The following is a 21,205-nucleotide window of genomic DNA, read 5'->3' as shown; positions in this document are numbered from 1 at the left end:
TCGAATCTTGAATTCAGCCGGTCCCTCCGTTGCTCACGTAGCCTCCATCAGTCCTCCAACAGTACCTCCCCGCAAGAATGTTGTAAAAAGTACAACATTTTGGTGCCTTTACGCCGCCTCAAGCCCAAAATGTTGCATAAAGTGCAACAATATTGAGGGCTTCCCGCAAAAAAAGGCTAGAATGTTGCAAAAAATGCAACATTCTAGCCTCAAACCTCTCGCTATCGTGCTAAATGCTGCACATCATGCAACATTTGCTCCGCTCCAAAGTCACGAGCAGGCGGCACAGTCGTGTGCGGATTAAATCACGTGGTTGCGGATTTCGTCTTGCAGTTGAGCGACCACTTCATCCACCGCTTTGGCACCAAGATCCCCTTCGCCGCGCTTACGCACGGAGACGGTGCCGGCGCTTTGCTCGCTTTCGCCGACGACGAACATGTACGGCAGCTTCTCCAGCTGAGCCTCACGGATCTTATAGCCAAGCTTCTCGTTGCGCAGATCGCTTTCGGCGCGGATGCCGGCAGCGCGCAGCTTGTCTTCCACTTGACGCGCATAGGCGTCGAAGTTGCCGGAAACCGGAATGACCTTCGCTTGAACCGGAGCCAGCCACAGCGGCAGGTTCCCCGCAAAGTTCTCGAGCAGGAAAGCCGTGAAGCGTTCCATCGTGCCGAGGATCCCGCGGTGCAATACGACCGGACGGTGTTTTGCGCCATCGTCGCCGACATATTCGAGCTCGAAGCGTTCCGGCAGCAGGAAGTCGATTTGCACGGTCGACAGCGTTTCTTCCTTGCCGAGCGCCGTTTTGATCTGCACGTCCAGCTTCGGTCCGTAGAACGCTGCTTCGCCTTCCGCTTCAAAGAACGGCAAGCCCGCTTCTTCTACAACCTCGCGGAGCATCCGCTGCGCCGTATTCCACATCTTATCATCCTGGAAGTATTTCTCCGTATCCTGCGGATCGCGATAGGACAACCGGAAACGATATTCATGGATCCCAAAATCGTTATACACCTGCTTGATCAGGTCGAGCACCCGCGAGAATTCATCCTTGATTTGATCCAGACGGCAGAAAATATGCGCATCATTCAACGTCATCGAGCGAACGCGGTGCAAGCCGGTCAAAGCGCCGGACATTTCGTAGCGATGCTGCATTCCAAGCTCCGCAATTCGGATCGGCAAATCCCGATAGCTGCGCATATCGCTTTTGTACACCATCATATGGTGCGGGCAGTTCATCGGACGAAGAATGAATTCTTCCGTATCGATCGCCATTTTAGGGAAAATATCATCCTGGTAGTGATCCCAGTGGCCCGAGGTTTTGTACAAATCCACGTTCCCAAGCACCGGTGTGTACACATGTTGATAACCCAGACGTTCTTCGATATCAACGATGTAACGTTCCAGCGTACGGCGAACCGTTGCCCCCTTCGGCAACCAGATCGGCAAGCCTTGGCCCACCAGATTATTGAACGTGAAAATGTTCAGTTCCTTGCCCAGCTTACGGTGGTCACGTTTCTTCGCTTCTTCCAGCATATGCAGGTGCTGATCCAGCTCCGCTTTTTTCATAAACGCGGTGCCGTAAATGCGTTGCAGCATTTTGTTGTTGCTGTTTCCGCGCCAGTAAGCGCCCGCCACGCTCAGCAGCTTGAATACTTTAATTTTCCCGGTCGAAGGCACGTGCGGCCCGCGGCACAGGTCGAAAAATTCGCCCTGATCATAAATCGAAATGACGCTGTCTTCCGGCAAATCGCGAATGAGCTCCAGCTTGTACGGATCGCCCAGTTCGGTAAAGATCGCCACCGCTTCCTCGCGGCTCACTTCCCGGCGGGTAATCGGCAGGTTTTCGCCGATGATGCGCTCCATTTCTTTTTCGATCTTTTGCAGATCCTCCGGATTCAGCGGGTGCTCCAGATCCATGTCATAGTAAAATCCGTCTTCGATCACCGGACCGATCCCCAGCTTCACTTCCTTGTTGCCAAACAGGCGTTTTACCGCCTGGGCCATCAAGTGGGCGCTGCTGTGGCGCATGATTTCCAAGCCGTCCTGGGAATCTCCCGTAATGATCTCCACTTTAGCGCCATCCACCAGCTTCGCGTTCAAATCCACCGCCACGCCGTTGATTTTTCCGGCCAGCGCATTTTTACGCAAACCGCTGCTGATCGAAGCCGCCACATCTTCCAAACTGCTGCCTTCCGCATACTCCCGAACCGAACCGTCCGGCAAAATAACAGATACTGCCACCTTTTGTTCCTCCCTACAGAAAATGTTGTTGGATTTACCGGAGCGGACAAATCAAAAAACGCCCGTCCCGGAAAGGGACGAGCGTTATACCCGTGGTTCCACCCTCATTCGGCCTCTCCGCAGTACCAATAGTACACTGCATTCGGATCTGGCCCTTAATTCGGCATTCGATAACGGCAATGAACCGGTATTCCCTACTTCATCTCTGGTTCAGGAATACAGCTACAAAGGGGTAAACCAAAAGCGAAACCGAAGGGAATTCCAGCCAAGTTCCCTTTCTCTGTACCGTTCAAGCCTTCTGGCTCATGTCTTTGTCGACGCTATTCATGATGTTCAATAATCAGCTTTGATCACGAAGCCAATCAAGATGCGAATACTTGCAAGTTATTATAATGCTAACTTTTAGAGCCGTCAAGGAACCCTGCTCTTATCTGCCTTGATCCAGGCGGCGAAACTCCTGATGGAACGGCTTGCAATGTGGACAAAGCAAACATAATTCAACCCGGTCGCCAAAAATCCTCGAGATCGTTGTAATCACCTGCGCATCGGGATCCTGCGTATGAATCAGGATCTTATCCGGAGACAGAGAGATCAAGGTGCTGACGATCACGTCTTCCATCTGCATTTCCTGGTCGGCAATCCGCGCGACGACCCCGCCGGAAGCCGGTACGTGAACCGGGGTAAACTGTTCGTTCAGGATCGCAAACTCATGGCCGTGTTTATGCATCAAATGAACCAACGGCGTCAAAGGCTCCTGAAAATATACGAAATACTGCAGCAATCCGATAAACTCCTCATATTGCTTATCCAGCAAATACTCATCCACGGCAAAATCCACGATTTCCCGCAGCTTGTCCTCATAGGCTTTTAGGCGAAACATAGCGAATCCATCCAGGTGAAGGTCTCCCGATGCCCGCAAATACTCGCGCAACGCTTCTTGGACCAACGATTGGCGTTCCTCTCGAGAGCTCCCGGATTCGGTGCCTTCGGCCAGCAGGCAGTCCACCATCTGTTGGACTTGTAGCCCTTCCTCCCGGGATTCGAAGCTGTAATCCCGTTTCATGACCCGAGCGGCGATCTCTTCTTCCTTCACGCCTACGATGTATTTCGCGATTCCGAGCGACAAAAGGTCGATCAGCCGTTCCGGGTGATCTTGTCCGCTGTCCTTGTCCAGCCGGTCTTCCACCACAGCCTCCAGCATCCCGCCTTCGGCCGCCTGAAACTTAAGCTGAACCTCGCGGTTATGTAAGCTGCTTACGGTATCCTGTATCAGGCTTTTGAACCGTTCCTCCGATTCGGCGGAACCGCATGTGACGCGTACGGTAAAAAAATCCATGAACCTGGCCCCCTTCCGCTTCCTTCTCCAAGTATATGGCGCGAAGGAAACGGATATACGGGAACCGTTCATGGAATGAAAGGCAGTTCTGCCAGGAAATTGCCAATGTACCTGTTTAGTTCTGCATAATAAAATCGCGTTCGACCGTTGCTTCTTCGTCGAAAACACGTAAAATTTCGTATTTCGTATTGCGCTGGGCAGGAACTTTTCCGGCCGACCGGATAATGGACAGAATCGATTCGATATTGACTTTATGCGTAGCGCCGGCGGACGAAACGACGTTCTCCTCGATCATCGTGCTGCCGAAGTCGTTGCAGCCGTACTGCAGCGACAGCCTGCCGACTTCCGGTCCCATCGTCACCCAGGAGGATTGCAGGTTCTTGATGTTATCCAATACGATCCGGCTGATCGCCACCGTTTTCAAATAGGATTCCGGCGTTTGGCGTTCCGCTTTCAGGTTCGTATTGTCCGGCTGGAAAGTCCACGGAATGAAGGCCAGGAACCCTTCCGACGGATAGCCGTTTTGGATGCATTCATCCTGGGCTTCACGCACGCGAAGCAGATGCAGCGCCCGCTCTTCCATCGACTCGCCGAAACCGATGACCATCGTGGCCGTCGTGTTCATGCCGATTTTATGCGCGGTTTGCATGACGTCCATCCAGTCTCTCCAGGAGCCCTTCAGGCGGCTGATTTTACGGCGCGTCCGGTCATCCAGGATCTCGGCTCCGCCGCCCGGCAGCGAATCAAGGCCCGCCGCATGGATTGCGCGTACCACTTCCTCCAGCGAGAGGCCGTCCGACACTTCTTTCATTTTCATAATCTCCGCAGGGGAGAACGAGTGCATCGTAATATCCGGGAACCGTTGCTTGATCGCTTTAAGCAAATCCGTATAATAGCTGAATGGCAGATTCGGGTTGGTCCCGCCTTGCATCAGGATCTCCGTGCCGCCTACGTCGATCGTTTCCTGGATTTTCTGGAAAATCAATTCGTCCGGAAGCACATATCCCTCTTCGGAGCCCGGGCGACGGTAAAATGCACAGAAGCGGCAGTATACGTCGCAAACGTTCGTATAGTTGATGTTCCGCCCGATGACGAACGTCGTAATCGGTTCGGGATGCTTGCGCTCCATCAGGATGTTGGCGGTATGGCCCATCTTCTCGATTTCGTCGGACTCGTACAGCCGGATCGTATCTTCCAGATCCAGACGTCCACCCTGCAGCGCTTTGTTTAATATATCGTCGATTGCAGTCATGATCACTGCCTCCTTAGAACAATAAATAAAAACCCAGAATACCTGAAAATTGAAATGATAGTTCAATCGTAACACAGGTCCGCCCAGAAAAACAGCACCCGCTTTACAGGCGCAAACGCCAAAGGGCCGCAAGAGCGGCCCTGATTCATGCAATAAATTCGGTTAACTATTCCGAAGCGCCTCGTCCAAATCGGCGAGCAAATCGTCGATGTCCTCAAGCCCGACGGAGAAACGCAGCAGCCCGTCGGTGATGCCCCGTTCGGCGCGAACCTCCGGCGGCATCGAGGCGTGAGACATCATTGGCGGATAAGAGAGAATGCTCTCTACCGCACCCAGGCTGACCGCAACCAGCGGCAGCTTCACCCGGTTCAGAAGCCGCTTGGCCCGCTCCCCGGAGCCGACGTCGAAAGAGACGACCGCGCCGTAGCCGGTCGATTGCTTCTCCTGCACCTCGCGGCCGGGATGCTCCGGCAGGCCGGGATAATACACGGCGTCGATATCGCCCCGGCGGCTCAACCAATCCGCCAGCTTGCGGGCGCTGATCTCGCTATGCGCCATCCGGGCGCCCAGCGTTTTCATGCCGCGCATCAGCAGCCAAGAATCCTGCGCGCCGAGGACGGTGCCCAGACCGTTCTGCACGTATTTCAGCTGACGGGCCAATTCCTCTGTCCGCGCGACCGCCAGACCGGCCAACACATCGCTATGCCCGCCGAGGAATTTGGTCGCGCTGTGCAGGACGATATCCGTCCCCAGCTCGATCGGCCGCTGGTAATACGGCGTCATGAACGTGTTGTCCACGATGCTGAGCAATCCCTTCTCCCGCGCCCAGGCGGAGATTTCCGCGATATCGGTAATCTTCAACGTCGGATTGGACGGCGTCTCCATATACACGGCTTTCGTATTGGCTTTCAGCGCTGACTTAACCAACTCCGGCTGCGTCATGTCCACGAACGTCGTCTCGATGTTCATCCGCGTCAAAATATTCGACAGCAACCGGTATGTACCGCCGTACACGTCTTCGGTCACGATAATATGGTCGCCGGCCGAAAAGAGCATCAGCGTCGTCGAAATCGCCGCCATCCCGCTGGCGAACGCGAAGCCCTGCACCCCGCCTTCCAGCACCGCGATGTAATCTTCGAGCGCCTGCCGGGTCGGATTGCCGGAACGGCTGTAATCATGCTGCGGCGGATTAAAAATATCGTGGTGATGGAACGTCGACGCTTGATAGATCGGTACGCTGGATGCGCCCGTGGCTTCGTCCACCTCGCTGCCGAAATGGATCAGCTTCGTTTCGAACTTGTTCTCCCGTTTCTCCTGCCCGCTCATTCGCCTTTTCCTCCTTCGACTTCCTGCCGTGCCGCTTCCAGCGCCCCGCTCAGGTCGGCAATCAAATCCTCCACATGCTCGATGCCGACGGAGAACCGCAGCAACCGGTCATCCACGCCTACCTTATTTCGGATTTCCTCGGGAATGTCCGCATGCGTCTGCACCGCAGGATACGTCATTAGCGATTCCACGCCGCCGAGGCTTTCGGCAAACGCGATCAGGTTCAGATGACGCAGCACCGGCTCCACGTAACGGGCATCCGTCACCTTAAAAGAGAAGATCCCCGTGTTGCCGCTCGATTGCTTCCGCTGCGTCGCGTATCCCGGGTGATCCTCCAATCCCGGGTGAAACACTTCCGCCACCTGCGGATGCGACTGCAGGAATTTGGCGATGGCCAGCGCATTGCTCTCGTGCCGTTCCATTCGGAGCGCCAACGTCTTCATCCCCCGCATCAGTTGGTAAGAATCGGACGGGCTGAGCACCGCGCCAATCGAGTTGTGCAGGATCGCCATCTCCTGCGACAGCTCCTCGCCCTTGGTGACGATAAGTCCGGCCAGAACATCATTATGGCCGCCCAGGTATTTCGTCGCGCTGTGCACGACGATATCCGCGCCAAGTTCGATCGGCCGCTGGAAAAACGGCGTCATCAGCGTATTGTCAACGATCGTCAGAAGCCCGTGGGCACGCGCCCATGTCGATACCGCCTTGAGATCCGTGATCATCATCAAAGGATTGGTTGGCGTTTCGATGATTACGGCTTTCGTGTTGGGCCGGCGCGTTTGTTCCAAAGCATCCAAATCATTAGTATCTACGTAAGAGGCGGATACGCCATACTTGGACATGATCCGCTCCAGTAAACGGTAGGTCCCTCCGTATAAATCCAACGACACGATCAGATGATCCCCTTGCGAAAACAATGTAAACACCGTCTGCAACGCAGCCATACCGGAGCTGCAGGCAAACCCGGCATCACCGGATTCCAAGGCCGCCGCCGCGTCTTCCAGCACTTTGCGGGTAGGGCTCTTCGTGCGGATATAGTCGAAGCCCGTGCTTTGCCCCAGGCGCGGATGCCGAAACGCGGTGGACTGATAGATTGGATAATTCACCGCACCCGTAACCGGTTCCTCAACCGATCCGATTTGCGCGAGTCTGCTCTCGATGCGCCATTCCTTGTTATGCTCCCCCACCTGCAATCCCTCCACTTTAGATCTCATATACAAAATCGGCCGTTTGATCGATGTCGTACGGCGTTTCTTGGTACACATAGTAGTTTAGCCAATTGGAAAATAATAAGTTGGCATGGGCCCGCCACGAAGAACGCGGCGCGCGGGTCGGATCGTCATTCGGGTAATAGTTTACCGGCAACTCGATCTCCAGCCCTTTGGCGACATCCCGGTCATACTCCCATTTCAGCGAATCCGGATCGTATTCCGAGTGTCCGGTTACGAAGATCTGTTTGCCGTCACGGGTCGCCACCAGGTAGATTCCGGCTTCGTCCGATTCGGCCAGGATTTGCAGCTCCGCCACTCGCTCGATGTCCGACCGCTCCACGTCCGTGTGGCGGGAATGCGGCACCTGGAACACTTCATCGAAACCGCGCAGCAGCTTCACCTTCGGATCGTTCACCGTGTGGGAGAATACGCCGAAGCATTTTTTCGCCAGCGGGATTTTGCGGACGCCGTAATGGTAATACAAACCTGCTTGCGAGGCCCAACAGATATGCATGGTCGAAGTGACATGGGTTTTGGTCCATTCGAAGATTTCCTTCAACTCATCCCAGTAATTCACGTCTTCGAAGTCCAGTTGTTCCACCGGCGCTCCGGTCACGATCATGCCGTCAAAGCGGCGGTTTCGGATCTCGTCGAACGTTTTGTAGAACATCTCCAGATGCTCCGCGGACGTATTTTTCGAGGTGTGGGAACTCGGGTGGAGCAGGACGATTTCGACCTGGAGCGGCGTATTTCCCAGCAAACGCAAGATTTGCGATTCCGTCGTTTCCTTGGTTGGCATCAGGTTAAGAATCGCGATCCGCAGCGGGCGGATGTCCTGATGGTACGCGCGGCTTTCGTCCATGACAAAGATGTTTTCGCTCGCCAGCACATCCTTGGCCGGCAAATGATCCGGTACTTTAATCGGCATGTGGTTTCACTCCTTTAATCGTAGCGTCAGAATCAAATCATCTTCCGTTCGAGGGGCCTTTATAAAAAATGACCTCTCTCACGGGGAGAAAGGTCATTACGTATCCGGTATGCGCCTCTCTCATCTCTCAGAAGCCGTTCAGCATTATAAATGCTGACGGTTCTGCAAGAATTAGCACCGCTGCGATTACGAATAATCGCCGGTTGCCGGGTATCATCGGGCTAGTCCCTCCACCTGCTCTTGATAAGATTTCGCTATATTTAGTTGGTTGAGGGCCTGGGCATTGCGCCTACTCCCTGACATTCACTTTAAAGTATCCGGAGGCATTCCGTCAAGAACCTGCGAGAAAAATCACACGGTGTTCATGGACCCCTTGAATCCGGCTCACATAGTATACTTTTGGGTTGAAACATTTCATTCGCTGGCGTTATACTAGACAAGTGCCTTTAGGCCCAGTCGGGCCTAGGGTTTGACGAATGTTCAAGCAACCTGAAAATAGCGAGGTGAAACCGAGAATGGAAGGCGACCCGAGTCCGCAGAGGACAACCCAGGAAAACCAATCGCATAGGAAACCGACCCGCTGGGTGCCTGCGGAACGCATAGGGCACTTTCGTTTCCCGGTGTTTGCATAAACGCCTGTTTGACCGTTCCGGCCATCCAGCGGTACGTCCCTTTCCTATGCCTCAACCAAGAGCATCCCAGGCCGGCAGGCCCGGGGAAAGGGAGTGAAAGCTTATGAAAATCCGTCATGTCCAAGCCGGCGTATTTACCCCCGTAGAGGACGTGGAACTGACGACCACCGCTCCGGAAGAAGGCTTCTATTGGATCGATGCCGATGTCGATGACCTCGCCCTGCTGCAGCCCTTGTTTTCGCTGCATGATTTGGCCGTAGAGGACTGCTTGAGCGAAGAGGAGCAGCGCCCGAAGATCGAAACCTACGACAACCATTATTTTATCGTCGTCAACAGCATTCGCTATGACGATGAAGAGATTTTTCTGCGGGCTTTGAACCTATTTTTGGGACGGCATTATATCATTACGGTTACTAAACAGAAAATCAACGAACTGCGCGCGGTAAAGCCGATCCTGTGGGAGCAGGAGGTCAGCGAGCCCGACCGGTTCCTGTACCTGCTGGTCGACTTGGTAGTCGATAACTATTTCATCGTCGGCGACCGGATCGAGGTCAAGATCGAAAAGCTCGAAGAAGATATCCTGATGCACACCAAACGTTCGCACCTGAACGAAATCATCGGTCTGCGAAGCGAAATCCTGTGGCTGAAGAAGGTGCTGGGGCCGCAGAAGGAAGTCATCAACATCCTGAACAAAAAAGACCTCCGGCTGATCGACGACCAGCTGCAAAAATACTTCAGCGACATTTACGAAAACGCCGTGAAGATCTCCGAGAACTTCGATACTTTCCGCGAGCTCGTCGGCAACTTACGCGAGGCCTACCAGGCCGCCATCGCCAACCGCGCGAACGAAATCATGCGCGTGTTCACCGCGATCACGACGATCTTCATTCCGCTGACGCTGATCACCGGCATCTATGGCATGAACTTCGACCACATGCCGGGGCTGCATTCGCGATACGGTTACTTTATCGTCCTCGGCATCATGGGCGTGTTGGGTCTCGGCATGTATTTCATCTTCCGGAAGAGAGATTGGATATAAGGAAACGTGCAGACGATCTGAACAATGAACAGTTAGGCCAACACGGGCTGGGAGTCCGGGTTGGCCTTTTTGGTTAGGTGAAGAAAAGTGCGAACTGCAAAAGTGCACTTGCCCCCGTTATTGCCCTTGCTGTTGCCTGCTTGCTACCATAGCGCACTACCCGCCTTCTTATCCCGCGTGCCGGGCGCTTTCGCGCTGACGGCGGTACCGGATGCGGATCAGGCGCAGACGCTCGTACAACGTGTCGAGGCTGCCGCCTTCGGCGGCCTCTGCTCCGTATACTTTGTGCAGGACCGGCTTCAGGAGCGCGTCCCCCAGCTCTTCGTAAGCTGACCAAACGGCCTGTTGCTCGGCTTCGGGCATTTCCTCCAGTTCGGCACTCACCAAATGGTCGGTATTGTATCCTTCCTTCTCCAGATTCTCCAGCAGTTCGACCGCATCCCGCCGCTCGATGCCCGTCCGCGTGCAAATATCCTCGACCTTTAGCCCTTCGGCAAGCGCCTCCAGCACCGCCCGCCGGACGCTGAATTTCTCCATTTCGGCCCGGTATTTGACCTCCTTCTGCTTATACAACCAGGAACGAAATACCTCGTCGTCGATCTCCTGCTCAACCCAATCCAGCGGAAACTCGGTCTTCCGCTCCGCCGCCTTCGTGATTTCCAGCAGTTCGGCGCCGTATTCGCCGGCCTTATTCTCCCCGACGCCCGGCAGTTGCAGCAGCTCTTCCGCCGTTTGCGGCAAAAATACGCTGATCATCCGCAACAACCGATTGCTGGCGATCAAGTACGGCGCCTTGCGCTCCGATGACGCTTTCTTCCGGCGCCATGCCGTCAATTCGTTGTAAACCGGCTCGTTGCCGTTGAGTTCGCTATAGCAAAACAACTTCTGCGCCGCCATGCCCCGCCCGGTCAACGCTTCCTTCTCATCCCAAATGCCTTCCATCACGGGGCGAAACCCCTCACCCAGCTTGGCCGCCAATCGATGACGGTAGACATGAAGCATCTCCGACCAAGAGGCCCCTTCATACCATAGATCCTCCCGCTCGCCGTCGGCGGTCAGCTCGTTCCAACCCATCCGCCACACGCCTTCCTCCTCCCCGATCCATACCTGGGCCCCCCGTAACACGGTGCCGCCATTCTTCTTCTCCAGACTGTTCAAAAATACGATCCGCATCAACCATTCGCCTCCTTAAAAATTCGGCTACGAAGGAGTTTCGTAAATGAAGCGCAAACGCAAAAAAGCACCTCTTCCGCGAACATTCGCAAAAGAGGTGCTTCCCCCAAACGTAACCTGTTATCCCTAATAATACCATGATTAACCAAGCTGTCAATGCGGATTTTTTCAGGGTCCCATCGCTTCCCGTTTTCCGGTATAATAGCTAGAGATATTCCCAATTTAAGGAGGCATACAGAATGAGCGACCCGCATCAAGAACTGGATTTCCTGTCCGACAGCACCGAAAACACCTCGACCCGATTCGTTACTTTTATCGGCGGATCGCTGAAACGGTTTGACCTGGCGGTCACGACCACCAACCGCTTTTACGGCAAAAAGCTGGTTACCGACCTGCATAACGGGCGCACGGCTATTCTTGGCACCGACGACCTGGAGGAGGAAGGTTACCTTGAGCATATTTACAACCTGAGCGAGGAGGAAGGCATCGAGCTGCGTACCTTCCTGTACCAGGTCCTAGGCGAGCCTTACTTCACTGATTAGCGGAGCGTAGGTTAGCCTACGTGAGTAACGGAAGGCCCGGCTGAATTCAGTGATTCGATGTCGAATAAACATCCATGATTAGCATCGTGATCAACAGCCGATTTTTTGAACAACCTCTCTATACGACGCCCATCCAGGCGCTGACGCTGGCCATCTCCAGCTCCTCGAACTTGGAGACCACCTGCGCCGGATTCAGCTCGAGCCGGCAGGTCTCCACGTCGCACTCCAGCTCGATGTCGCAGCGGATCGTGGCCAATTGCCGGGAAAGATGCAACATGTCGAGATCGGCTTCGATTTTGGCGCGGACCGATTTGGACAGTTGGTCCAAATCGGCCAGGATGCCATCGACCGAGCCGTGCTCCTGCACCAGCTTCAGGGCCGTCTTCTCGCCGATGCCGCGCACGCCCGGATAGTTGTCGCTCGTATCGCCCATCAAGCCCTTCAGATCAACGATCTGTCCGGGCGTCAATTGCTTCTCCTCCATCAAGGCCTCCGGCGTATACACCATGTAGTTGCCGTGGCCTTTTTTCATGATGATCACGCTCGTCCGCTCGCTGACCAGCTGCAGCATGTCGTGGTCGCCCGTCAGTACCAGCACGTCCATCTCCCGTCCGAAGCGGGACGCCAGTGTCCCGATGCAATCATCCGCTTCGAAGCCCGGCGAGCTGACATTCGGAATCCCTAAGCTGTCCATCACTTCGCGGATCATCGAAAACTGCGGAATGAGCTCGTCCGGCGCATCCGACCGATTGCCTTTATAGTCGGAGAACTGCTCGGTACGGAACGTTTTGCTGCCCAAATCCCAGCAGCAGGCGATATGCGTCGGCCCGAACTTCTGCACCGCGTCCCAAAAATAACGCATGAACCCGTACACCGCGTTGGTCGGAACGCCCGCCTTCGTACGGCGAATATATCCTGTGGCAGCCGAAGCGTAAAAAGCGCGGAACATCAGCGCCATTCCGTCCACCAGCAGAATCGTATCTTTACTGCTTTGCACCAAATTCACGATTCGCCCAAACCACCTTTCTCTTCATGTTTTTTATTTGCCCCAAACCTGCTCGTAGGTTTCTTCCTTGTACCCGACGGTCACGTTCTTCCCGTCCGTCACGATCGGGCGTTTGATCAGCATCCCGTTCGAAGACAGCAGCGCAAGCTGTTCTTCCCGGGTCATTCCCGCCAGCTTGTCCTTCAAGCCCAATTCCTTGTATACCTCACCGCTGGTATTAAAAAATTTCTTCAATTCCAGCCCGCTGAGCCCTGCCAGCTTGTCCAGCTCGGCGGCACTCGGCGGCGTTTCCTTGATATGGTGCAGCTCCAGCTCATGCCCTTTGGACTGCAGCGATTTAATCGCATTTCGGCATGTCCCGCATGGCGGATAATGATATACCTTCAGTTTACTCACGTTCCAAACTCCTCCTAACGATTTGCAGAAACCAACCCGTCCCCGCGCAGAAGCTCCTCCAGCTTCCGCATATCCGCCGGCAGCTCTGACTTAAAGGTCAACGCCTCTCCGGTAAGCGGATGACGGAAGCCCAGCTCCGAAGCGTGCAGCGCCTGCCGCCCGATCGCTCCGTTCAATCGCCCGATCCGCTCGTCCTCCGGCTCCGGCAGCTCCGCGAGCCCCGGCAGTCCGTAGAACTTGTCGCCAATCAGCGGATGGCCGATCGACGTCATATGCACGCGGATCTGATGCGTTCGCCCCGTGCCAAGGCGAAGCTCGACCCGGGCCCCCTCCCGGTAGGCTTCCGCCACCTTGTAATAGGTCAGCGAGGGATAACCCGTCGAGGTCACGATCCGTCGATGGGGCTCGGACGGATCGCGGTCGATCGGACCGTCGATCGTTCCTTCCGCCGGTGCCGGACAGCCGTGAACCAGCGCCGTATATTTCTTGCTCACCTCGCCGGCAATCAACTGCTCGGAAATATGCTGGTGCACGTAGGCGTTTTTGGCGATGGCGATCAAGCCGCTCGTCTCCTGGTCCAGCCGGTGCACGGGACGGAAGCGGAATTCCTCCCCCTTCTCTTGCCAATAGTAAACGACGCCGTTGGCCAGCGTTCCCGTGTAGTGGCCATGCGTCGGGTGCACGATCATTCCTGCCGCCTTGTTGACGATCAAAAGCGCATCGTCTTCGTACACGATGTCAAACGGAATCGGCTCGGGCAGGATATCGGCGGACGTTTCCTTCTCCAGCGATACGCTTACCGTATCGCCGGCTTTGACCGGGACGCTGATGAATACCCGCTCTCCGTTAAGCATCACCCCGCGCTCTGTCAGCTTTATCCGCGACAGCAGCTTCCGGGAGATGCCCATCCGGCGCTGGAGCACGCTCTTGACCGTCCAACCGTCTTCCGCCGCGGGCACTTGATATTCGATCGGATCATAATACTCGGATCTCACTTGTTGCCAAACACCTTCCTGCTCCGTACATATTCGATATCTGCGACCTGTCGGCGATGATTGGCGGTACGGGCCGCCGCAAAGAAATAGTCCGACAAACGGTTCAGATAGGTCAACACCTCGGCATTGATCTCCTTCATCTGGCCCAGCGTAACCGCACGGCGTTCGGCGCGCCGGCACACGGTCCGGCAGACGTGCAGCGTCGCAGCCAGCGGCGTTCCCCCCGGCAAAATGAACTTCTCCAACGGCGGATTCTCCGACTGATGCCGGTCAATCCAAGCTTCCAGGCGCTCCGCCAGTTCCGGCGTCACCTTATAGCGGCTTTCCGACAGTTGGACATAAGCGAGATCCGAGCCGCAATCGAAGAGCTCCTGCTGGATCTGCATCAGTTCTTTGCGAAGATCGCCAAACGTCTCCTCATCCGATAAACTGGCCGCTTGGCCGACGAAACTATTCAGCTCATCGATCGAACCGTAAGCTTCAACCTGCGCGTCGTCTTTGCTCACTCGTCCGCCAATGACCGAAGTCTGGCCCTGGTCTCCGGTGCGCGTATAAATCGACATTCGAATTCCTCCCCGTGGCATACTCTCGTACCATCTTACCATAAATCGAAGCCCGGCTGGTCATGGAACTATTGGAACCGCAAAAAGGAGACCCGCGGGGCGGATCTCCTTTAAAGTGTCGGACAGGTTATCGTCGATTGGATTTTGGGTGGGTTTTCGTTTTCATGAACTCATTAATTTTCAGGTCCAATAAGCTGCTGATTTCAATCACAATATCCGATGTAAAGGATTTTTCCTGCATGAAGAGCCGTTCCATCTTGCTGCGAAGCAAGTGAATTTCGTCCTCCAGCGTTACGGCTTGCGGTGAATTCGGCCGATCCTCTTGATCCATCCATGGATGCATGTCGCGGCCTTCAGCGAATAGTGCATTATCGTATGGCAAGTTGTACTCACCGCGCAAAAGAAATCCCTCCCTGAGAAACTAAAACCTTCTTCCAAAATCAAATTATACCATGTCCATAAAACTGAAATCAATTAGAAAATGAAAGATTTGTTAATTAACTCCAAATTTCGAGGGTATTCGAGTGATATTGCCATGAATCAACCTTGCTTCAGTTTACGGACGAATTGCTCCATTCGATTTAGAGCCTCGTTCAGCTGGTTTACCCCCGTCGCATAGGAACAGCGCAGGAAGCCTTCCCCGCCGGCACCGAAGACATTGCCCGGAACTGCCGCGACCTTGGCCTCCAGCAGAAGGCGTTGGGCAAATTCTTCCGAACTTAGTCCCGTCGACGCGATGCTTGGAAAAGCGTAGAACGCCCCTTGCGGCTCGTGGCATTCGAGCCCGATATCGCGCAAGCCCTGAACGATCAAACGGCGGCGTTGGTTGTAGGATTCGACCATCTGGTCTTTCTCCTCCAGCCCGTTCTTCAGCGCCTCGAGCGCGGCGACCTGCCCCATGACCGGCGCGCACATCACCGTGTATTGATGGATTTTCAACATGGCATAAATCAGATCGGGGTGTCCGCAGGCGTAGCCCATCCGCCAACCGGTCATCGCGAACGCCTTGGAGAAGCCGTTGACGAGAATCGTCCGGTCCTTCATTCCCGGAATCGAGGCGAAGCTGACGTGCTTCTGCCCATAGGTGAGTTCCGAATAAATCTCGTCCGAAATCACGATCAGATCATGTTCCTCGACGATCTTCGCAATCGGCAGCCAGTCCTCGTACGTCATGATGCCGCCCGTCGGATTGCTTGGATAATTTAAGATAAGGACCTTGGATTTTGGCGTGATTTTCGCTTTCAGGTCTTCGGCCTGCAGCTTGAATTCGTGGCGGGCATACGTCTCGATTTCGACCGGAATCCCTCCCCCGATCGACGCGATCGGCGAATAGGAAATGTAGCAAGGAACCGGAACGAGAATTTCGTCGCCCGGTTCGATCAGCGCCCGCAGCGCAAGATCAATCGCCTCGCTGCCGCCCACCGTGACGAGAATTTCATCTTTGGGATTGTATTTCACCTGATAGCTCGTATCCAAATATTCGGCGATCGCTTCCCGAAGCTCAGGCGTTCCCGCGTTTGACGTGTAGCTTGTATATCCGCGTTCCAGCGAATAGACGCAAGCCTCCCGCACATGCCATGGCGTAATGAAATCCGGTTCGCCTACGCCCAGTGTGATAATATCCTTGCTTCCGCTAGCCAAGTCGAAGAATCGGCGGATGCCGGAGGGTTGAATTTCCCGGACCCGCGGGGCCAAATACGACGTCATCGTTTTATCCGATTGCTCAGCACGCTGTGATTGAATGCTCATAACATAACTTCCTTTACGGAGATATCAACAAACGGCGATCTTCTTCGGGATCCTCGAAAATGATGCCGTCCTGCTTGTATTTTTTCAAAATAAAATGCGTTTTCGTCGACAACACCGACTCCAGGGTGGACAATTTGTCGGATACGAAGCTTGCCACTTCCTTCAGGTTGCGGCCTTCCACTTCGACCAGCAGATCGTACGCGCCGGACATCAAAAATACCGATTTGACTTGGGGAAACAGGTATACCCGCTCCGCGATCGCTTCAAAGCCGCGCCCCCGCTCGGGCGTAATTTGCACTTCGATCAGCGCCGTGACCTTCTCGTCATCCAGCTTGCCGGAATTCACCACCGTCGCGTATTTGACGATGACATGGTCCTCTTCCAATTCCCGAATCGCTTCCGCCACTTCTTCCGTAGGAACGCCGATAAGCGTCGCCAGCAAGTTCGCATCCCGGCGGGCGTCCTCTTTGAGGAGGTCCAGCAGTTTGAGCTTCAATTCGCTTAGTTGTTTCATCCCTCATCCTCCAGCGATGCTTCCGCATGCCTCCCTTGATACGAGCGGCGTGCAGAACAAATTTAATACTTATATTACATGAATTTCGAGCGTCTGCATAGAAAAACCGTCCACTCCAAGTGAGCTTTTGGAATGGACGGCAAGGCCGTTAGATATAGTAAGGCGGCTGCACATTAGGCCGATGGGCTTCCACGTTAGCCTGATGGGCATGTGGCGTCCAGCGGGAAGCCCGCCGATCCGTAAACTGGTGCAGCTCCTGCTGCGTTTTTTCCGCCTCCTGCAGCTTCTTGTCTAATAATTGGCGCGGCGCGGGAGCCGGTGCCGTATAGATGCCTTGATGCTTCATCAGCTCGTAGAGCGTTCCCTGCAATCTCAAGGTGCTGTTCGTCAACTCCGTAAACAATTGGCGGACGGCCGGGCAGGACGACTCTGTCGTTGCCGTTGTATATTCCCGGACGGTGCGCCGCAAATCGGCCAGAATCGATTTCAACAAATCGTTCTGAGGCAAGAGCTCTTGGTTGTCCATTGGATTCATCGGGCTGTTCCTCCTAAAGGCAAGTGGATTATTGGTTGGGCGTCGGGGCTGCCATTTGGTGCTGACGCAACGAATCCGTCAACAGATGCAGATGATGCTCATGCACTCGGATGTGCTCCAGCATCGCCTGCTCGATTTCAAAGTTCTGCGATACCGCGGCCGCCGCCGCGCACAGCTTGCTAAGCATCTCCTCGTTGGAGATCGAATCGGCGATGTAATCGAGCTCTTTCATGGATAAAGGCTGCATTTGCGAGTAGAACATTGGGTTTCCCTCCCTGGTGAATGATCCTTCTTTTCGGTATTATGCCCCGCTGCTGTGAGGATATGTTATAGAGGTTGCTCACGTACCCAAAACGTACGCTCCGCTACCCTGTCCCTAGCTTTATCCAACCTTCTCGGTCCTGAAAATCTGACTTTTTGAACAATGCATTATAGGGGGAAGATTCGCCGTTTTTAGTCCGCGGCGGATGGATATAATGATGAAATCCTCACCGTTCGAAAGGATGAACCGGCATCGATGAAATTACATACCGGCAAGCTTTATTGGCCTTCTACGCTGCCTGATGCCGCCGAATATCCCTCGCTGGACCGGGAGCTGCGCACCGAGGTGCTCATCGTGGGCGGAGGCGTTGGCGGCGCGCTCTGCGCCTATCTGCTGGCAGAGCGGGGAATCGATGCGGTACTGGTGGAATCGGGGCGGATTGCGGGCGGAAGCACGTTGGCCAGCACCGGCTTGCTGCAATATGCCAGCGACAAAATGCTGACCTCGATGATCCATACCTTCGGCGAGGGGCCTTCCGTGCATTTTTACCGGCTCAGCCGCAAAGCTCTGGAGCGCTTGAAGCAGATCGCCGGCAGGCTGGACGGCGCGGCGCGGATGACGGAACGCGGCAGCCTTTACCTGGCCAGCTCCGAGCGGGACGCCGACTCGCTTCGGGAAGAATGCGAAATATTGCAGCGTTTCGGGTTTCCGGCCATCTGGTGGTCGGCTGGCGAGATCGCGGACAGATTCTCCTTCCGTTACCCGGGCGCAATTTATGCGGAAGGCGATGCGGAGATGAACCCGTACGCCTTCGTTCACGGCTTGGTCCAGGAGGCGGCACGGCTAGGCGGGCGCATCTATGAACAAAGCCCGATGCGGGGCAGCGAGCCGGGAGAAGGCGGCCGGATTCGTTGCCGCTGCGGCGAAGGGATCGTGACGGCCCGGCACGTCATCTGGGCAACCGGCTACGAGACGCAGCAACTCAAGAAGGAACGCGGGGCTCATTTACGCGCCACCTACGTGACCGTCACCGAGCCCGCAGCCTCCTTGGGCGGGTGGTTCGAACAGTGCCTGATCTGGGAGACGGCAAGGCCGTATCTGTATATGAGGACAACGCCCGATGGGCGGATCATCGCCGGCGGGCTGGATGAAGGCCTGCACGGAGGCCGGTTGCCAGAGGGCCGGGAGATCCGGCAAAGCGACAGGCTGATGGCGGAAATCCGTCGGCGGTTCCCGGATCAGAACGGGTTGGCCGCAAGCTATGCCTGGGGTGCCGTCTTCGGGGAATCCCGGGACGGTCTTCCCTATATTGGTCCGCATCCGAGTTATCCCGGCTATTATTTCCTGGAGGGTTACGGCGGAAATGGGACGGTATGCAGCATGATCGCGGCAGACATGCTCGTGGATGAGCTGACCGGGTATCGTCGGGACGACATGGCGATATTCTCGCTGACGCGAAGCACCAAACCGGCGCCGGCACAACGGCGCTAGCTAGGCGCTATTGGCAGCCTTAGCCCCCCGTTTCAACAGCCGGCGCAGCGCCAGCCAGCTTAACACCGGCGTCGCGCCCAGGGCGAACATCAGCCAGGTGATCGTCGGCATGCGCGGAACCATGGAATATACGGCGATAAACAACAGCGTTCCGCCCAACCGGCCGACGGTAATGCTAAGCTCTCGGAGCACGATCAGCTCGACCCGTTGCTCGACGCTTTCCGGGCTATTGCCGATCAAATCGAAAACCGAAGAGATGACCGGAATGAGATACAGCGGCAAGAACAGCGACGTCCCGACCCCCATCACCATCAGGGTGGCGTAGTTGACCTTCCAGAGCAGCGGGATGATGACGGCGGTGATGAGAATGGCTCCGAGTAACATGCCGTAATAGCGCGCGCGGATTTTCAACCATTTGCCCACTGCCCAAAAGCTGACCAGAGAAACCAAAGACGTGATCAGCGAATATTGCCCGATCCGCCACTCCGCCGAGGTGCTGATAAAGATCAGCAGGTTGATCAGAAATGAAAATACGCCCTCGCGCAAGCCATGAGCGGCCGAAGCCGGAGCAGCCTGGCGCCAAGGGCTGCCCTTTTTCAGCATGCGTACCGGAGCCAGCCAGCTGTAGGGCTCGCCGGTTTTTCTTTTTTTCAGCCAAAAGCTAAGCAGGATCCCGGTCCCATAGACGATTAACGAGAGGGTAAAGATCAACCGGTAACCGGCCTCCCCGTGTTTCATGGAGATGAGCCAACCGGAGACCCACGGGCCGAAGATCCCGATCACCGAACCCAGAATCCCCACCCAGCCGTTGAAGCGATCCCGCGTCTCGACATCGGTCACCTCGAAATAAACGACGTTGAAGGCCAGCCAGAATAATCCCGAACCGGTTCCGAACAACAAACCGAGCGGCCATATGTAATCCACCGTATGTTTGCCCGTCCATAGCACCAGCAAATAGAAGATGCCCGAAACGATCATCCCGAGCCGCAAAAAGATCATTTTATCGCGTTCCTTCACCCATTTTCCGGCAATCCAAAAGACAAGCCCCAACGCCACCTGCTGGCTGAACGTGAACCAGGCGATCAGGTTAAAGTCCGGTTTGACCTTCCAGATGTAGACGTTCAGGAACGTGCCCGATAAGGCGCCGGCAAGCACGAAGAGGCCGTTCACCGCCAGCAGCAGGATCGATTGGCTGTTCAGGTGTTTTTTCATGAATTCGCTCCCCCGCCAAACTTCGAGTTTCCCCCTGTAAGAGGTTGTGCAACTGTAAGATACCCAAAAATGGCCGAAGCATGAGACGTTCCCGTGAAAACCTAAGGACCCTTGAACGCCAAAAAGCCCCGTCCGTAAGGACAGGGCCGATCGCTGCCAAAATTTTATAGCTTATTCGTTGTCTTCTTCACCTGAAATGGTGCGGATCATGGCGATCCGGGAAGATTCGTCCAAAAACCGGCTAACAAGGAAGCAAGCGGAGCAGACGTAAACATTCAGCTCGGCATCCCCCGATAGGAGCGGGCGATTCCCGCCTGTCGGAACGGCCGCCTCAAACCCGCCGTCCTGCGATACCAGCTTCTGCTTCCCGGCATAAACCATATATTCCCGGCAATGCGGGCATTCCGGCACTTCGTCCTGCGCGTCAAGCAGCTTCTCCACGCCGGTTTCGTACTTCAGCAAATCACCGCCCGACGCCGTAAACGCCTCGACCCGGCGGACAGCGCCCAGATGTGCGTCCCCTGCATCCTCCCACAACGGCTCGCCGTCCGCATCCTCGTCGTCTTCATCCAGGGGATGCTTCCGATCATGAAAGGGATGGTCGTTCTCCTCGTCCTCGAACTCCTCTTCTTCCGGGCCAAGCGTGATGTTGATTGTCCGGTAGCCCTTTAATTCGTTGTGGCAGTGTGGGCATTCCTCCTCCGGCCCCAGCTCTTCGTCCCAAACGATCTCCGTTTGGCACCATGGGCAAATCGTCGTTTCCATACCCAAAATCGTCCTTTCGTTACCAAATTAAGCATTCCAT

General features: G+C 55.3%; 21 protein-coding genes and 1 riboswitch. Of the genes, 3 read left to right on the top strand and 18 right to left on the bottom strand.

Annotation, left to right across the window (positions count from 1 at the left end):
• Positions 1–300: 300 nt before the first annotated feature.
• From thrS to metA, 6 genes are all read right to left on the bottom strand, one after another.
• Positions 301–2,238: a threonine--tRNA ligase gene (gene thrS / locus MJ257_RS19745; RefSeq protein ID WP_240270860.1), complete on the bottom strand. Its 1,938-nt coding sequence runs from the start codon at positions 2,236–2,238 to the stop codon at positions 301–303.
• A 427-nt stretch (positions 2,239–2,665) separates the two neighbouring features.
• A complete protein-coding gene (locus tag MJ257_RS19740) occupies positions 2,666–3,574 on the bottom strand; it encodes a putative sporulation protein YtxC (RefSeq protein ID WP_240270859.1) in 909 nt (302 codons plus the stop codon).
• 115 nt (positions 3,575–3,689) lie between these two features.
• The gene (gene mqnC / locus MJ257_RS19735) at positions 3,690–4,826 is read right to left on the bottom strand and encodes a cyclic dehypoxanthinyl futalosine synthase (protein WP_240270858.1); all 1,137 of its coding nucleotides are present in this window, start codon (positions 4,824–4,826) and stop codon (positions 3,690–3,692) included.
• A 162-nt stretch (positions 4,827–4,988) separates the two neighbouring features.
• Positions 4,989–6,152, bottom strand: a complete 1,164-nt coding sequence (locus MJ257_RS19730) for a trans-sulfuration enzyme family protein (RefSeq protein ID WP_240270857.1) — start codon at positions 6,150–6,152, stop codon at positions 4,989–4,991.
• The gene (locus tag MJ257_RS19725) at positions 6,149–7,366 is read right to left on the bottom strand and encodes an aminotransferase class I/II-fold pyridoxal phosphate-dependent enzyme (protein WP_240270856.1); all 1,218 of its coding nucleotides are present in this window, start codon (positions 7,364–7,366) and stop codon (positions 6,149–6,151) included. The genes MJ257_RS19730 and MJ257_RS19725 overlap by 4 nt, the downstream gene beginning before the upstream one ends.
• Positions 7,356–8,291, bottom strand: a complete 936-nt coding sequence (gene metA, locus MJ257_RS19720; RefSeq protein ID WP_240270855.1) for a homoserine O-acetyltransferase MetA — start codon at positions 8,289–8,291, stop codon at positions 7,356–7,358. The genes MJ257_RS19725 and metA overlap by 11 nt, the downstream gene beginning before the upstream one ends.
• Before the next feature lie 117 nt (positions 8,292–8,408).
• Positions 8,409–8,541, bottom strand: a riboswitch (SAM riboswitch).
• A 485-nt stretch (positions 8,542–9,026) separates the two neighbouring features.
• Between metA and corA the strand changes: the two genes are divergently transcribed.
• Positions 9,027–9,962, top strand: a complete 936-nt coding sequence (gene corA, locus MJ257_RS19715) for a magnesium/cobalt transporter CorA (RefSeq protein ID WP_240270854.1) — start codon at positions 9,027–9,029, stop codon at positions 9,960–9,962.
• Between the two features lie 168 nt (positions 9,963–10,130).
• Here corA and MJ257_RS19710 read toward each other — a convergent pair whose 3' ends face one another.
• Complete coding sequence (locus tag MJ257_RS19710; RefSeq protein ID WP_240270853.1) at positions 10,131–11,135, bottom strand: HRDC domain-containing protein; 1,005 nt, start codon at positions 11,133–11,135, stop codon at positions 10,131–10,133.
• 239 nt (positions 11,136–11,374) lie between these two features.
• Here MJ257_RS19710 and MJ257_RS19705 point away from each other — a divergent pair, with 239 nt between their 5' ends.
• Positions 11,375–11,677, top strand: a complete 303-nt coding sequence (locus tag MJ257_RS19705; protein WP_240270852.1) for a DUF3055 domain-containing protein — start codon at positions 11,375–11,377, stop codon at positions 11,675–11,677.
• A gap of 118 nt (positions 11,678–11,795) precedes the next feature.
• Here MJ257_RS19705 and MJ257_RS19700 read toward each other — a convergent pair whose 3' ends face one another.
• From MJ257_RS19700 to MJ257_RS19660, 9 genes are all read right to left on the bottom strand, one after another.
• A complete protein-coding gene (locus tag MJ257_RS19700) occupies positions 11,796–12,677 on the bottom strand; it encodes a 5'-3' exonuclease (protein WP_240270863.1) in 882 nt (293 codons plus the stop codon).
• A gap of 39 nt (positions 12,678–12,716) precedes the next feature.
• Positions 12,717–13,079, bottom strand: coding sequence for an arsenate reductase family protein (locus MJ257_RS19695; RefSeq protein WP_240270851.1), 363 nt, complete (start codon positions 13,077–13,079; stop codon positions 12,717–12,719).
• Positions 13,080–13,093: 14 nt separating this feature from the next.
• Positions 13,094–14,074: an RluA family pseudouridine synthase gene (locus tag MJ257_RS19690; protein WP_240270850.1), complete on the bottom strand. Its 981-nt coding sequence runs from the start codon at positions 14,072–14,074 to the stop codon at positions 13,094–13,096.
• Positions 14,071–14,637 (bottom strand): cob(I)yrinic acid a,c-diamide adenosyltransferase, encoded by a 567-nt coding sequence (locus MJ257_RS19685; RefSeq protein WP_240270849.1) that lies wholly within the window; start codon positions 14,635–14,637, stop codon positions 14,071–14,073. Before MJ257_RS19685 ends, MJ257_RS19690 begins: the two co-directional genes overlap by 4 nt.
• Before the next feature lie 127 nt (positions 14,638–14,764).
• On the bottom strand, positions 14,765–14,980 hold the full coding sequence (locus MJ257_RS19680) for an aspartyl-phosphate phosphatase Spo0E family protein (RefSeq protein ID WP_178021976.1): 216 nt from the start codon (positions 14,978–14,980) through the stop codon (positions 14,765–14,767).
• A gap of 197 nt (positions 14,981–15,177) precedes the next feature.
• Positions 15,178–16,386, bottom strand: coding sequence for an aminotransferase class I/II-fold pyridoxal phosphate-dependent enzyme (locus tag MJ257_RS19675; protein ID WP_270406364.1), 1,209 nt, complete (start codon positions 16,384–16,386; stop codon positions 15,178–15,180).
• A gap of 13 nt (positions 16,387–16,399) precedes the next feature.
• Entirely contained in the window at positions 16,400–16,900 is a 501-nt protein-coding gene (locus tag MJ257_RS19670; protein ID WP_240270848.1) for an Lrp/AsnC family transcriptional regulator, read from the bottom strand.
• 148 nt (positions 16,901–17,048) lie between these two features.
• Complete coding sequence (locus MJ257_RS19665; RefSeq protein ID WP_240270847.1) at positions 17,049–17,435, bottom strand: spore coat protein; 387 nt, start codon at positions 17,433–17,435, stop codon at positions 17,049–17,051.
• A gap of 28 nt (positions 17,436–17,463) precedes the next feature.
• A complete protein-coding gene (locus MJ257_RS19660; protein WP_178021949.1) occupies positions 17,464–17,697 on the bottom strand; it encodes a hypothetical protein in 234 nt (77 codons plus the stop codon).
• Between the two features lie 255 nt (positions 17,698–17,952).
• On the opposite strand from MJ257_RS19660, the gene MJ257_RS19655 reads away from it, so the two are divergent.
• The gene (locus tag MJ257_RS19655; RefSeq protein ID WP_240270846.1) at positions 17,953–19,188 is read left to right on the top strand and encodes an NAD(P)/FAD-dependent oxidoreductase; all 1,236 of its coding nucleotides are present in this window, start codon (positions 17,953–17,955) and stop codon (positions 19,186–19,188) included.
• On the opposite strand, the gene MJ257_RS19650 is transcribed toward MJ257_RS19655, so the two are convergent.
• Both MJ257_RS19650 and MJ257_RS19645 read right to left on the bottom strand, forming a co-directional pair.
• Positions 19,189–20,400, bottom strand: coding sequence for an MFS transporter (locus MJ257_RS19650; protein WP_240270845.1), 1,212 nt, complete (start codon positions 20,398–20,400; stop codon positions 19,189–19,191).
• Between the two features lie 171 nt (positions 20,401–20,571).
• Positions 20,572–21,165, bottom strand: coding sequence for a hypothetical protein (locus MJ257_RS19645; protein WP_240270844.1), 594 nt, complete (start codon positions 21,163–21,165; stop codon positions 20,572–20,574).
• Positions 21,166–21,205 lie beyond the last annotated feature (40 nt).

The sequence above is a fragment of the Paenibacillus timonensis genome (assembly GCF_022427145.1).
GTDB lineage: Bacteria > Bacillota > Bacilli > Paenibacillales > Paenibacillaceae > Fontibacillus > Fontibacillus timonensis.
This window is presented reverse-complemented; position numbering and strand designations above follow the sequence as displayed.

Bases quoted from the DNA above. Each gene is read 5' to 3' on its own strand.
- MJ257_RS19740 (WP_240270859.1), bottom strand. From the start codon at position 3,574: ATGGATTTTTTTACCGTACGCGTCACATGCGGTTCCGCCGAATCGGAG.
- mqnC (WP_240270858.1), bottom strand. From the start codon at position 4,826: ATGACTGCAATCGACGATATATTAAACAAAGCGCTGCAGGGTGGACGT.
- MJ257_RS19730 (WP_240270857.1), bottom strand. From the start codon at position 6,152: ATGAGCGGGCAGGAGAAACGGGAGAACAAGTTCGAAACGAAGCTGATC.
- MJ257_RS19725 (WP_240270856.1), bottom strand. From the start codon at position 7,366: ATGAGATCTAAAGTGGAGGGATTGCAGGTGGGGGAGCATAACAAGGAA.
- metA (WP_240270855.1), bottom strand. From the start codon at position 8,291: ATGCCGATTAAAGTACCGGATCATTTGCCGGCCAAGGATGTGCTGGCG.
- corA (WP_240270854.1), top strand. From the start codon at position 9,027: ATGAAAATCCGTCATGTCCAAGCCGGCGTATTTACCCCCGTAGAGGAC.
- MJ257_RS19710 (WP_240270853.1), bottom strand. From the start codon at position 11,135: ATGCGGATCGTATTTTTGAACAGTCTGGAGAAGAAGAATGGCGGCACC.
- MJ257_RS19705 (WP_240270852.1), top strand. From the start codon at position 11,375: ATGAGCGACCCGCATCAAGAACTGGATTTCCTGTCCGACAGCACCGAA.
- MJ257_RS19685 (WP_240270849.1), bottom strand. From the start codon at position 14,637: ATGTCGATTTATACGCGCACCGGAGACCAGGGCCAGACTTCGGTCATT.
- MJ257_RS19680 (WP_178021976.1), bottom strand. From the start codon at position 14,980: ATGCATCCATGGATGGATCAAGAGGATCGGCCGAATTCACCGCAAGCC.
- MJ257_RS19675 (WP_270406364.1), bottom strand. From the start codon at position 16,386: ATGAGCATTCAATCACAGCGTGCTGAGCAATCGGATAAAACGATGACG.
- MJ257_RS19670 (WP_240270848.1), bottom strand. From the start codon at position 16,900: ATGAAACAACTAAGCGAATTGAAGCTCAAACTGCTGGACCTCCTCAAA.
- MJ257_RS19665 (WP_240270847.1), bottom strand. From the start codon at position 17,435: ATGAATCCAATGGACAACCAAGAGCTCTTGCCTCAGAACGATTTGTTG.
- MJ257_RS19660 (WP_178021949.1), bottom strand. From the start codon at position 17,697: ATGTTCTACTCGCAAATGCAGCCTTTATCCATGAAAGAGCTCGATTAC.
- MJ257_RS19655 (WP_240270846.1), top strand. From the start codon at position 17,953: ATGAAATTACATACCGGCAAGCTTTATTGGCCTTCTACGCTGCCTGAT.
- MJ257_RS19650 (WP_240270845.1), bottom strand. From the start codon at position 20,400: ATGAAAAAACACCTGAACAGCCAATCGATCCTGCTGCTGGCGGTGAAC.
- MJ257_RS19645 (WP_240270844.1), bottom strand. From the start codon at position 21,165: ATGGAAACGACGATTTGCCCATGGTGCCAAACGGAGATCGTTTGGGAC.